The organism is Chryseobacterium sp. BIGb0232 (genome assembly GCF_024810195.1).
GTDB classification, from domain to species: domain Bacteria; phylum Bacteroidota; class Bacteroidia; order Flavobacteriales; family Weeksellaceae; genus Chryseobacterium; species Chryseobacterium pennae.
The window spans coordinates 34235-48146 of record NZ_JANUEH010000008.1; the positions used below are offsets into that span (position 1 = coordinate 34235).

10 protein-coding genes are annotated in these 13912 nt (G+C 34.3%); 2 read left to right on the top strand and 8 right to left on the bottom strand.

Features of this window, described 5'->3' with window-relative positions; all coding sequences use genetic code 11:
- Nucleotides 1-93: 93 nt before the first annotated feature.
- On the top strand, nt 94-1941 hold the full coding sequence (locus M2372_RS17035; protein ID WP_123319419.1) for an alpha-L-fucosidase: 1848 nt from the start codon (nt 94-96) through the stop codon (nt 1939-1941).
- 80 nt (nt 1942-2021) lie between these two features.
- On the opposite strand, the gene M2372_RS17040 is transcribed toward M2372_RS17035, so the two are convergent.
- The 8 genes from M2372_RS17040 to M2372_RS17075 all read right to left on the bottom strand — a co-directional run bounded on the left by M2372_RS17040 (nt 2022) and on the right by M2372_RS17075 (nt 10039).
- Nucleotides 2022-2438: a nucleoside-diphosphate kinase gene (locus M2372_RS17040; RefSeq protein WP_034722935.1), complete on the bottom strand. Its 417-nt coding sequence runs from the start codon at nt 2436-2438 to the stop codon at nt 2022-2024.
- Nucleotides 2439-3060: 622 nt separating this feature from the next.
- The gene (gene rsgA / locus M2372_RS17045) at nt 3061-3987 is read right to left on the bottom strand and encodes a ribosome small subunit-dependent GTPase A (protein ID WP_115969009.1); all 927 of its coding nucleotides are present in this window, start codon (nt 3985-3987) and stop codon (nt 3061-3063) included.
- A 123-nt stretch (nt 3988-4110) separates the two neighbouring features.
- Entirely contained in the window at nt 4111-5193 is a 1083-nt protein-coding gene (locus M2372_RS17050; protein ID WP_115969011.1) for a chorismate mutase, read from the bottom strand.
- A gap of 396 nt (nt 5194-5589) precedes the next feature.
- Nucleotides 5590-6168, bottom strand: a complete 579-nt coding sequence (locus M2372_RS17055) for a hypothetical protein (RefSeq protein WP_228455704.1) — start codon at nt 6166-6168, stop codon at nt 5590-5592.
- Nucleotides 6169-6200: 32 nt separating this feature from the next.
- Nucleotides 6201-7286 carry a DNA polymerase III subunit gamma/tau gene (dnaX, locus tag M2372_RS17060; protein ID WP_123319420.1) on the bottom strand — a complete coding sequence of 362 codons (1086 nt, stop codon included), beginning with the start codon at nt 7284-7286 and terminating at the stop codon, nt 6201-6203.
- Nucleotides 7287-7385: 99 nt separating this feature from the next.
- A complete protein-coding gene (locus M2372_RS17065; RefSeq protein WP_115969016.1) occupies nt 7386-8018 on the bottom strand; it encodes a TetR/AcrR family transcriptional regulator in 633 nt (210 codons plus the stop codon).
- A gap of 6 nt (nt 8019-8024) precedes the next feature.
- Nucleotides 8025-9281, bottom strand: coding sequence for an aminotransferase class I/II-fold pyridoxal phosphate-dependent enzyme (locus tag M2372_RS17070; RefSeq protein WP_115969019.1), 1257 nt, complete (start codon nt 9279-9281; stop codon nt 8025-8027).
- 404 nt (nt 9282-9685) lie between these two features.
- The gene (locus M2372_RS17075; protein WP_115969022.1) at nt 9686-10039 is read right to left on the bottom strand and encodes an AraC family transcriptional regulator; all 354 of its coding nucleotides are present in this window, start codon (nt 10037-10039) and stop codon (nt 9686-9688) included.
- 876 nt (nt 10040-10915) lie between these two features.
- On the opposite strand from M2372_RS17075, the gene M2372_RS17080 reads away from it, so the two are divergent.
- Entirely contained in the window at nt 10916-13909 is a 2994-nt protein-coding gene (locus tag M2372_RS17080) for a HAMP domain-containing sensor histidine kinase (protein WP_123319421.1), read from the top strand.
- The last annotated feature ends 3 nt before the right edge of the window (nt 13910-13912 follow it).

Below are 13912 nucleotides of genomic sequence, written 5' to 3' on the forward strand. Positions count from 1 at the left end.
AGAAACGTTTTAACAACAATTATTATCAAATATTAAAAACTATTTTATACTGTAAGGTTTTCTTTATTTATATTTAATGTTAAATAATATAATATGCAAATCAGTCTGATTAAAGCTGTTTTCCTTGGATTAATATTATCTGCGAATAGTATTGATGCACAAACCCAAACAGTGGACAACAGCAAAAAAATGGAGTGGTTCAAAAATGCAAAACTGGGTATTTTTATTCATTGGGGAATCTATTCCGTTAACGGGATCTCTGAATCCTGGTCATTCTTCAACAATTACATTAATCACGAAAACTATATGAAACAGCTGAATGGTTTTTCAGCTTCAAAATATCAACCAGAACAATGGGTAAATCTTATTAAGGAATCTGGAGCAAAATATGCTGTCATTACCACAAAACATCACGATGGAGTTTCCTTGTGGAACTCAAAGGCCGAAAAAGCGACAAGTATTCCTCAAAACTCTCTGGCAAAAAAGGATATTTTAAGCCCTTTTGTTTCTGCTCTGAAAACATCGGGCTTAAAAACAGGGCTTTATTTCTCTTTACCGGATTGGAGCCATCCATATTATGATATCAATACCAGGACAAAAAAACGTTATGAAATAAAAGACGAGCCAACACGCTGGAATAATTTCATCAGTTATTATCAAAGTCAGCTTAATGAACTTTCCACTCAATATTCTCCAGATCTTCTTTGGTTTGATGGAGACTGGGAACACACTTCTGAGGAGTGGAAAGCTTCTCAGACTCTAGATTTACTCAAGAAATACAATCCTAATATTATCATCAACTCCAGACTCAACAATCATGGGGATTATGACACTCCTGAACAGGGCATTCCTGTAGTTCCACCAAAAAACCCATATTGGGAGCTTTGCTATACCATGAATGATTCCTGGGGATATCAGCCTTATGACAAAAATTACAAGACCCCTAATATGATTGTAAGAACTCTCACAGATGTAATCAGTATGGGAGGAAATCTTTTACTTGATATCGGTCCGAAGCCAGACGGTACCATCCCGGAAGAACAGATTGAAATTCTTAAAAACCTTGGGCGCTGGACATCCAAACATCAGCATGCCATCTATGAAACGACTCAAGGGATTCCTTTCGACAATTACAAAGGGAAATCGGCTTTGTCAGTCTCTAAAAAATCTTTATTTCTTTATCTTGATGAAGCCAAAAACTTTACAAAGATCTATGGATTGGCAACAAAGCCAATTTCAGTAAAAATCGTTGGAGATCCATCGGCTGTTGTTAAAACAGATTATAATGCTGAAAAAACACTCACCTTGAACTTCTCCAATGTAAAGTTTGACAAAGATGTTACCGTAGCAGAAGTTACTTTTGACCATCCACCTTTATTTATTAAAGATTTTAAGAAGGAAGAACGTCCGCTTTCCGAAATACTGGAAATGAAAAACACTCAGGAAGCAGTTTACGATATCACCAGTGCTCTGAACTACGATAATAATCTAGTAACACTTGATGGACTGACTAATGATGGCCTTGACATGAAAATTAAAAAAACATCTAAGGCAAACCCAAAGACCGTACAATGGATAAGCAAACATGCAGAGGCCTTATTTGAAACAGGCAAAGGACTTCCAGAGGGGCATTTTCCTGGAATGAGTGCTTTATCAAGAGACAAACAGACTCTTTATCTTTTTGTGGAAGGAATCCCTACCGGCCCTATTGCTCTAAAAGGAATAAAAAATGATATATCCAGGATAAGAATCGTAGGTGACGGCAGTATGCTTACCCATACTATTTACAATAAACTTTACTGGAGTGACCGTCCGGGAATTATTTACATTGATATCCCAAAAGAAAGACTGGATCAACAGATGACTGTGATCGCCGTTTTACTTAATAAACCTATTGAACTGTACAGAGAAAGTGTAGGAGCTATCGAAAACAACCTTTAATCAATTTTGAAACAGGAGTTCATAAAAACAAAATCCGGAGAAAAAATTCTCCGGATCTTTTATTTTGTAAAGTAATTTTCTTAGAAAATCTCTCTTCCTGAAAAATGGAACTGAGCTTCGATTAATGCATTCTCGTCAGAATCTGAACCGTGAACTGCATTTTCTCCGATGCTTCTAGCAAACATTTTTCTGATTGTACCTTCTGCTGCTTCTGCAGGATTAGTAGAACCGATCAATGTTCTGAAATCTTCAACTGCATTGTCTTTTTCTAAAACTGCAGCTACGATAGGACCAGAACTCATGAACTCTACCAATTCACCATAAAATGGTCTTTCAGCATGTACTTCATAGAATTTTTTTGCATCAGCAACTGTAAGCTGAGTTAATTTTAAAGCTTTGATTTTAAAACCACCTTCAGCAATCTTACCCAATATTGCACCGATATGTCCGTCAGCTACTGCATCTGGCTTAATCATAGTGAATGTAATGTTAGACATAAATGTATATTTTTTTAATGCCGCAAAATTACAAAAAATATCTTTGATTTTTATTTTAATTTTTTTTTAACATAAAAATAACTTTTATTAAGAAATCATGAACCAAACTTTGGCACAGTAATTGTTAATTCTATTACGATTCTCATGTTTAATTTGAGTTTTCATGGTTATTAGTTTTTACCCAGCTTCGGCTGGGTTTTTTATTTGTAAAAAAACATGTATTTTATTATCAATTTGACAAAACTAAAATACATATAAAACTATATTAATATAGTATTGCTTCCATTTCAATCAATGAAATAATTGATATTTTTCACTTTTTTTTCATGGTAGGAAATTCTGACATCAAAAAGTGGAGTTATACTATAAATTCCCATGACAAAAAGTAGAGTTATTTTAAAATCTTTTATTTTTTTATCTCCAAAAAACAAAAATAAGTTCCTGAAATTATTTTTATTACAGTTTTTTAAAAATTATTTCCAAGATTATAAATGAAATAAGAAAATTTATTTGCTAAAACAGGACAAAGAAAACTTAATAGGTTTTTAAAATTTGTTAGGTTCAGATAAAAAAAACCTCCATACTTATTATATGGAGGCATATTGGTAGAAATATTTTATAATTATTTTTGGGTAGCTTCTTCAGCTTCATCCATCAACTTTATATAAGTTGCGTAACGGGAATGCTGGATCTCTCCGGTTTCAAGAGCATCAATTACGGCGCATTTCGGCTCATTGACGTGAAGACAATTATGGAACTTACATTCTTCTCTTTTTTTGAATATTTCAGGGAAATAATGCTGTACTTCTTCCTTTTCAATATCAATCATTGCAAATTCACGGACTCCTGGAGTATCAATAACATTTCCCCCGAAATGCCAGAAATGCATCTGCGCAAAGGTCGTTGTATGTTTACCTTTCAAATGCGTATCCGAAATTTCAGAAGTTTTCAGATTTAATCCAGGTTGTAAAGCATTTACCAATGTAGATTTTCCGCATCCTGAATGTCCGAAAAAAACAGAGGTTTTATCTTTCAGAAGATCCTGAAGCTGATCGAGATTCAATCCTGAATATGATGAAATCTCTAATGTATCATACCCTATTCCCTGATAATCAGATTCAACATCTTTTACAATTTCAATCTCCTCTTCATGTAAAACATCAATCTTATTGAAAAGAATTAGCGGCCTAATGTTATAAGCTTCACAGCATGCCAGAAACCGATCCAGAAAACCTAATGACGTTTCCGGGTGCTTTAAAGTAAAAATAAAGCAAGCCAGATCAATATTGGAAGCGATAATATGAGCTTCCTTTGAAAGGTTTACGGATTTCCTGATCAGGTAATTTCTGCGGGACTCAATCTTTGTAATCCATGCAATATCATCCTGTTCCAGCTGGAATTCCACAAAATCTCCTACAGCAAGCGGGTTGGTAAGTCTTGTTTTGATGAGTTTGAATTTCCCCCTGATCCTGGCCTCGAAAATTTTATTTGTTTCCAATTCCAAAACCTGGTACCAGCTGCCTGTAGATTTAATGATTTTTCCTTTCATAAATAATATGGTGCAAATATAAGGAATTAGGGCTTAGGGTTTCGAATATAGGTGAAAACAAATGTTCCGATTTCCTAAATTCTATTCCCTAAGCCCTATTCTTTGTTATCCTTTGTCGACAGTTTATTTCTTATCGATCATAATACTGTTCTGTACTTCAATAGATTCTTCGTGAATTGCTTTGAATACTTTCTCAATAAAGTCCTGAGACATTCCTGTTTCTTTTGCTTTTTGGGTTGCGTATTCTGTAATCACTTTCCAACGTTCGGGCTGGAAGATTGCAATATCGTTTTCCTTTTTAAGTTTCCCGATTTTTTCTGAGATTTTCATCCTTTGAGAAAGAAGTTCAATTAATTGAAAATCAAGGTCAGAGATCAGGGTTCTGTGTCTTCCCATTTCACCTTCGAAACCTGCAAGATTTGTACTTCTTACTTTTAAATTACCGATCAAATCAGCCAAAACTTCAGGGGTGATCTGCTGTGCTGCATCACTCCATGCTTCATCAGGATTGGAATGGGTTTCAATAATTGCTCCTTGGTAACCTACGTTAAGTGCTTCCTGAGTAATATCTGCCAAACCTGTTCTGTTTCCGCAAATGTGAGACGGGTCAATCAGCATTGGAATATTCGGGAACTGGCTTTTGAAATCAAGAGCAATCTGCCAGTTAGGGTTATTTCTGTATTTTGTTTTTTGGTATGTTGAGAATCCTCTGTGGATAACTCCCAGATTTTTAATATCCTGACCCAAAAGTCTTTCTAATGCTCCAGCCCATAAAGCAAGATCCGGATTTACAGGATTTTTAACGAATACCGGCTTGTCTGTTCCTCTTAAGGCCATTGCAATTTCCTGTACCGTGAAAGGGTTTACTGTAGAACGTGCACCAATCCAAAGAACATCTACATCTGCCTCCAACGCAGCAAATACATGGTGAGCATTAGCAACTTCAGTCGCTGTTTTGAAACCATACTCTTCTTTTACTTTTTTCAGCCAGTTCAAACCGATTACTCCAACTCCTTCAAACCCATTAGGTTTAGTCCTAGGCTTCCAGATTCCTGCACGGAAAACCGATACCTGAGCATTGGATTCTTTAATTCTTCTGGCTGTTTCAAGCATCTGAGCTTCACTTTCAGCACTGCAAGGTCCTGCAATCATTAACGGCTGTGTAAGCCCACTAATCCACTCGTTTTTTAAGTCTTTTAAATTCATATTCTAAATTTTATTGTTTTTATATTTTTTGTTAAGTCTACAGCAATAGCCCTTTTGATCATAAAATTTAATTTATAATTCTTTTCAAAAAATGCCGTTCAAAATTATTTAAAGGAATCAGGAAAATGAAAGGGCTCTACTTCTCCTGTATTTTTTGGAAAGAAATTTTATTAACAGTACCAATAAAATCGGTAATACGTTCTAAAATTTCTAAAATAAGAAGCAGAAAAGCTAAAATAACCGCTAAAATAATTAGCGGGTGCAAAGAAAGACAGATATGTATTAGATAATTTTTCCATTTTGTTCTGGAAATGTCTTTGTTTTAGCGTTTCTTACTATAATTTGTCTTTGTCGAAAAGTTATTTCTCGCAGAAAACTTTGACAAATATATAAAAATTATGTCAAATCAAACTTCATTAAATCATCAAGATCTTTCAAAAGTGGATTTTTTTCAATAAATTTTTCGAATATTTTCCTTTTGGTCACTACCTCAATCTTCAGATTTTCAACGTCCCTCACGTATTCTACCTCAATTGAATAGTTCTGAACTTTTCTTCTGAAATGATTAAAAAATTCTCCACTTATTTTATCAAATTCTACTTTTGCAGAGTCGGAAGGGAACAAAACTTTGATTTTATCCTCTTCTTTTTTCTCTAGCTTAAAGGTTTTTACGGCATTAAAAACGAAATTATTTTTTACCTGCAGCTGCTTAAGCATGATTTTCCATTCCATCTGCAAATCTGTATCTGTAAAATGGTTTTTGGGAAGATGATCAGTTCTCACTACTGCATCTTCTTCAGTAACCACTTTCTCTTCTTTATTCAAAAAGGAATTGATACTGAAGCCGGAGGAAGCTCCAGGTCTGGATAAAGGTTTTGTAGTTTTACTGATAACAGCCTGTACATTATCTACTTGCACGGTCTGTTCTGTCTTAGCGGGTTCTTTTTTCTCCGGAGCTTTTTCAGGAATTTTCACTTCCTGTTTCTCACTGAGAAACGGAGCCAGTATCAGGAATTTTTTTTTTTAGTAACGTCTGAATTAGCAGTCAGCGAAGCCAATTGCATTAAAGCAATCTCAACAGTAAGTCTTGGATTCTTGGAATTTTTATAATTAATATCTGCGTGGTTGCAAATCTCAATACCATCAATCAGCAGTTGTGCGGACCATTTCTGACCTTGCTCCACAAACTTAGATTTTGTTTTCTCACCCACTTCGATCAGGTCTATGGTAGACGTATTCTGAGCCATCATTAAATCACGGAAATGATTTCCAAGTCCAGCAATAAAAATATGGGGATCGAAACCTTTTTTAACAATCTCATTAAAAGCAGAAAGTACTTCAGGAATTTTATTTTCTTTGGCAAGATCCACAATATTCAGATACTGATCGTAATCCAGAATATTCAGTACTTCGGCGGCTTTTGCCAGGGTAATATTCCTCTGAGAGAACGTGGAAAGCCTGTCGAAGATAGAAAGTGCATCTCTTAATGCACCATCAGCCTTCTGAGCGATCAGATACAAGGCATCATCTTCGTATTGGATATTTTCTTTCTGAGCAATATTTCTGAGATGTCCCTGAATATCTTCAATCATGATTCTTTTAAAATCATAAATCTGACAACGGGATAAAATGGTTGGAATAATTTTATGCTTTTCTGTAGTAGCCAAAATAAAAATGGCATGAGCCGGCGGTTCTTCCAGGGTTTTAAGGAAAGCATTGAAAGCGGCAGAAGACAGCATATGAACCTCGTCAATGATATATACTTTATATTTACCTACCTGAGGTGCAAAGCGTACCTGATCTATCAGTTCTCTGATATCATCTACAGAGTTATTGGATGCAGCATCCAGTTCATAGATATTATAAGCAAAGCCATCTTCTGAAACAGAGCCGTCTTTCTCGTTAATTTTTCTAGCCAGAATTCTGGCACAGGTAGTTTTACCTACACCACGAGGACCACAGAAAAGTAATGCCTGAGCTAGCTGGCTCTCTTCAATTGCATGTTCTAAAGTATCCGTAATATGGGATTGTCCTACTACAGTGTCAAATTCCTGAGGACGATATTTTCTTGCAGATACTATAAAATTTTCCATTGGTCAAAAATAAGAAATATAGTTTTAATTTGAAAATTAAAAGTTTTCAAATTATCCACAAGAATTATTATTCTGTTTCAATTAGAAAACTTTTAACTATCATTTTTTTGTAGTATAGTAATGGTTGATAATCTCTACAATTACTTTTTTCACTTCATCTCTTCCTTCGTCTGTTCTCATATCAATACCACAAAACTCTGTCCCGTTGTATGCAGGGAATAAATTCAGATAGTAAACTCCTGCTGCAATTAAAGCTAACATTGCTCTGATTTTTGTAGCATCTTCTCCAAAATAAGGATCTGTTACATTTTCAAAAAGATTAGCAGCTACTTCTTCTCTTTGCTTAAGAATATTTTTAAGGATTGGCTTACTTTCAGAAAGTTCCCAAAGAATAATTTTTTGAAGCTCTTTGTTTTTCTTCAGGTTCTCGAATTGTGCAAGAATTCCCTGGGTTAAAGCCTCCTGGCCTTTTCCAACATGTATTTCTTCTTCAATATCCGGGCTGAATTTACTCCAATAATCCTGAGATTTAATGTATTCATCAATCAGTTTATCTGTACTTCCAAAGTACTCATAGATAAGCTTTTTATCGAATCCGGCCACTGCGGCGATCTTACTTACTTTCAGACCGGAATAACCTTTTACTCTCAAAATTTTACCAACTGCAGCAAGCAGTTTTTGTTTTGTTTTTTCTTTGTCCCTAATAGGGCCCTGCACTACTTTTCTAGGCATAATTTATTATTTTTTTGCAATATGCATTTTTTTATTAATATCATCAAAGACATTAAGAGTTTTGTCGAGATGCTCCTTCTCGTGTCTTGCTGTTACGCTCATCCTGATTCGGGCATCTTTTCTGGCTACGGCCGGATACATAATCGGATTGGTATAAACACCATTTTCCAGTAATATGCGTCCTATATCCCACATCTTATTCTGATCACCGATCTTCACCGGAATAATTGCAGAACAGGTAATCCCGGTATCCAAACCTAAATCATTAAGTCCTTTTTTAAAGTAATTGATGTTATCCCATAGTTTCTGTTGCCAGAAAGGCTCTTCATCAATCAAATCAATTGCTTTCAATATTCCAAAGGAAGAAGGTGGAGGCGTCACTGAGAAAATATGTTGTCTCGACTGGAATTTAAGAAATGATGCAATTTTCTTGTTTGCGATCACATATCCTCCCAGATTACCGAAAGTCTTGCTAAATGTTCCTGTTATAAAGTCTATTTTATCAAATAATGCATCATCTTCTAAAGCTCCTCTCCCGGTTTCTCCTAAAACCCCTACTCCATGTGCATCATCTACCAGAAGATAAGCATTATATTTTTTAACAAGATCACAAATTTCCTTAGCGCGTGAAACATCTCCTTCCTGAGAGTATACTCCATCTACGATAACAAGCTTTGTACGGTACGTATTTTCACATACCTTCAAAATATGTTCCAAAGCCTCCAAATTATTATGAGGAAATGTTTTTTTATTGGTAAAAGCACATCCTTCATGCACACTGGCATGCACCCCCATATCTAAAATCGCAATATCCTCTTTCTGCATTAAAATCTGCAAAGTGGCACTATTAGCCGTATATCCGGAAGTAAACAACACTACTTCATCTTCATTTCTTCCAAAGAAATTGGCAATTTTTTTTTCTATATCACTATGGTAATCAAAGTATCCCCCGATAAGAGGTGATGCTCCTGTACCTGTTCCATATTTTTCTATTCCATCAATAGCAGCCTGTTTTACTTTGGGGTGCTGTGTTAATCCAAGATAATCACTGGTCACAAAGCTTACATACTGTTTATTCTGGTCTGCAATATCAATATTTAATATTGCGTCGGTTCCTGAAGTATTTTTCAGTCTGTAATTCATGTGCCCTCTAGATTTCATAGTATCTAGAAACTCATAAAAATAATCTGCTCTTTGAGCAATATCGTAGTCTGGGATATTCTCAAAATCTTTAAATGTTGCTGTTGCAAAATCAATACTCATCCTAAGTTATTTAGTGGGGTTCATGTAACAAATATATGACTATTCAAGAGGCTTCAAAAGTTTAATGAAATTAAAAAATTATTAAAAGCATATTTTCTGAAGTCAAATAATTTATATATCAGTAGTTTCTTTAATTTTTGATTTAATTAATTTTCTAGATTTAAATTTAACAAAAAAAAGAAATCCATAAAGCAATATTAATAAAGAAACCATAAAAAAATTCCCATATACAACACAACTACCTCATTTATAAAAGATTATTTTTTATTATCATACAATTTAATTAACATGATTGCTGCTACAAGAACATACCAACCAATACTCCTTCTAAATTTATCACAAAATAAAGAAATAAATTATATAAAACCATACTATAATAAGGTTTTTTGATAACAAATTAAATTTCATCTACTGGAAGAACTTCTAAAATCACCAGGTGTCTTACCTGTCACTTTTTTAAAGAACTTTGAAAAATTTGAAGGATCATAAGTAAGAATACGGGCAATTTCTGCAACAGATTTATCTGAATCAACTAACATTTGTTTGGCTTGCCGGATAATTTCTTCGTCATAAAAGTAGCAGGGATGCTGTCCGGTCTTCTTTTTAATGGTATCTGTAAGATGCTTGTGGGATACTGCGAGTTCCCCTGCAATCTCGTTTACTTCCATAAATTCAGGAACTTCTCCTGAAACCACCTGCCGGATATGGTTTATCAAAAAGTCAAAATATTGAGTCGTAATTTCTTCGCTTCTTTTCATGTGTTTTTTTGTTATAATTAATTAAAACTATAAATCTAAAAATACGAATTAAAAACAACATGGTGAACTTTTCGGGTTACTATAAGAAAGAATAAGGTTTTCCTGCTTTTAAAATTAAAAAATCTGTCGGATCCCAGGTTACTCAAATTTCATTTTATTAAAAAGCAAAAGATCTCCTGAAGAGACCTTTTTTTGGAGGGAAATCATTTGTGCTTTCAGAATCATCAGCATAATAAAAACTCTTTTATACCGCTATAGGATCTGTTTGCAAAAGTATGGACCTTTCTGAATCCAGTCAAAAAAAGAATGTAGAATAATCACAACTTTTTTGTAAAATTTTTACTACAAAACAATAGTAATCAATGAAAACTATCAACGTAAATTTCATAACAGACAGGCAGACCACCTTCAGGCTTTAGATTACTGAATTATAATTAATTAAACTAAAAAACAATAAAAAGCCATCTCCAAAACCTGCCCTGCGCTGTATGAAAATGTTTCAGTTTTTATATAAAACAAGAATTTCAGAAATAAACCTGCAGGCTAAGAATTCTCCTAAAAACAGATTCAGCAAAATAAATTGTCCCATCATGTAGAAATATTACTACAAAAAAGCCGACTAATATCAGTGCTATTGTCAATAAATACAGACAAAACTTATAATAAAACAAATCAAAACATACTGATTTATCTATATAATTTCATTATTTTTACAGCATCAAACAAAACTATTTAACTCTTAAAAACACAGAGGCAAAGAATTAATGACAAAAATTTATTTCCAATCGTTCCTATCTTTTAAAAAAACTTCGACTTGTACAAAAACTATTATTAACCGTTTTTTGCTTTAGGGCAAGAGATAAAGATCAGTTTTGCATGAGAGTTTGGGCATTGTTTTTCACTTGCTTATATTTCAACATATACGGACAACGCTATACATCTACCTGGTATAATATTGACAACGGACTTCCACAAAGCAGTGCAAAGGCCATTGTTAAGGATAAGTATGGCTTTATCTGGATCGCTACAGAAAACGGAATTGTACGGTATGACGGAAGTTCCTTTATTACTTTCAACAGTTTTAAAATAAACAATCTTCACTTTGGTGAATTCATTGGTGATCCTTCTCAGGACAGTATTACCGTCCTTAATGATTTCCAGGAGAACAAAGTCATTATTAAAAACAGGTTTCCTAAACTGACAAAACTTCACAGCAGTGATAAAATAACTTTCACAACGGGGAATGAATTTTTGCACCGGGTTGCCAATAATATCCTGGCCTGTAATTTTTATAATGACGTTCAGTATTTTGTAAGACTCAAAAATTCAACTTACAGTTTTACTGAAAAGAACAGTATTGTCTACAAAGACCATAAAGGAAGAGAAACCAAAATCTCCATCCCTTTTTCCAATAAAGATTTGAACAATATGTTCGTATTTAATGAAGTTCTTTTCATTAATGATATGAAGAACAGAAAAACCTACTCTATTGATAATGGAAAGGTGTCTGTTTATGAAGGTCCAAGTCTTTTTAATGACCCAAATACCAGAGTGTATTGGCAGCAGATTACCAATCAAACCTTTGTCATCAATCACAATAATATCTATATTGTAGTAGGTAATGAGAAAAAACTTGATCTGAAATTCCTTGTAGAATATGATGAAATAGGAAGTCACTCCTATTGTTCTATGTTTTATGGATGGAAATTCAACAAACTTTATCTCGGAACCCTGAACAATGGTTTAAATGTACTGAAGCTCTCCGACTTCTATGTAGCCAAGAAAAAAGAAGACTTCTCCAATAATGTTTACTATGCTTCTCTACCCATGAGTAAGAAGACTATCATTGCGGAAGACGGAACGGAATTCGGAAGAGATGGAATTGTGAAGAAATATCCTTTGGGTAATAATGACAACTATCTTATGATGTATGACAAAGCCGGAAATATACTGATCCGGAAAAGAAGCAGCGTCATTAAGTTTTACAAAGATTCTGGTTACAAAAGGAAGGATTCTACTTTTATAAAACATGGATTTCAGGCTTTCTTACAGAGTGGAAGTCTTTATGGAGCTTCATTTTCAGATTCTTCAAAAAGTCAGCTTCAGATTTTTAAAGAAGATACTTTCTCAAAACCTGATTATACTTACGAATTTGACAGTTTCGTTAACACTTTCTTTCAATACCGCGAAAATGAGATCTTAGTGGGCAACAGTGACGGCCTGTATTCTGCAGTCTTGGGAAGTAAAACAGTTACTCCCATTCACAAAAACATCCATGTTAAAAGCATTATCAGGACAAAGGACAATCTGATCTGGGTAATGACCAATAAAAGTGGCTTCTATCTTCTCAGAGACAGAAAACTCATTAAAATGCCTACCGACAGGAATAACCATCTGATGACTGCCCATTATATTTTGGAGGACAGGAATGGTTTCTACTGGATATCTTCCAATAACGGACTTTTCAAAGTTCCAAAGAAACAGCTGCTGCAGTATGCACAAAATAGGAAAAACCCTGTCTATTATTATCGTTTTACGAAAAGAGACGGATTTCTGACCAATGAGTTCAACGGCAGTTCGCAGCCTAATGCCTATGCACTGGAAAATGGAGATTTTGTATTTCCTTCCATGGATGGATTTGTGTTTTTCAATCCGGACCATGTCAGAACCTTTTACCCAGACAAAGATAAAATATTCATAGAACGGGTAAAGATTGGAAATTCTGAAACAGAATATTTTCATGACAGATTGGATCTGGAAAACAATTATAAAACGGCAGAGATATTTATTGACATTCCTTATTATTCTAACCTGGAAAATCTTTATTTAGAAGCTAAGATAGCAGGAAAAGAAAACTCTGAATGGGAGCCTGTCACTACGGGAAAAGAACTTAAATATACGATCAGTAATCTTGATCCTGGAGAGTATACCCTAAGTGTAAGAATACTGCTTTCTCCGGATGGAAAATTTGAACAAAAATCTATTAAGTTCAAAATAAAACCACTCTTTTATCAGACATTAGTGTTCCGGGTTTCGGCTTCAATTATTATTCTTGTCATCATCATTGTGATTGTTCAGCTAATGACCAATTTTTTAAGAATCAAGAATAGGGTACTGAAACAGATTGTCCACAATAAAAATTCTGAACTGAAAGAAACCTCACTTAACCTTGAAGTGGTAAAAAGTGATCTGCGAAAAGAAACGGAATACCAGAAAAAGCTGGTGGAGACGATCAGTCATGATATTACTACTCCTATCAGGTTTATTGCCATGCTTTCACAGAAACTTCATGAATCTGATGATCTGGAACTTCAGAAAAAATATTTCGACAGTATTTATAAGTCTTCAGAGCAGCTATATCAGTTTACGCTTAATTTAAAAGAATACACTGAACTTTATAAGGCTGAGAATATTTTTGAAGAAGAAAAATATCTGATCAACAGGATCCTGGAGATCAAGAAAAAACTATTCTGTGAAATTGCAAAAGAAAGAGGTACTACAATCATCAATGCAGCAGAAAGTAATGTTTACTCCCAGGTGAACGAAAGTATTCTAACAGCTATTATTCATAATATTCTGGATAATGCTGTGAAAAATACGTTTGATGGGGAGATACACCTTAATACAGCAGAAAATAATCAAAATATTACCATAACAATTTCTGATACGGGAACAGGAATGCCTGATGAACAGATCAATATGTATATGAGTCTGTTCAGGAACCCTAAACTGGAAACTCCAAGCTTTAAAGGAAAAGGATTAGGATTGCATATGGTAATTCACCTGGTCAAAAAAATAAATGCAGAAATCAGTTTCAGACACAACCAGCCTCAGGGAACGATTGTAGAATTAATGCTCAATAAAAACTAACTT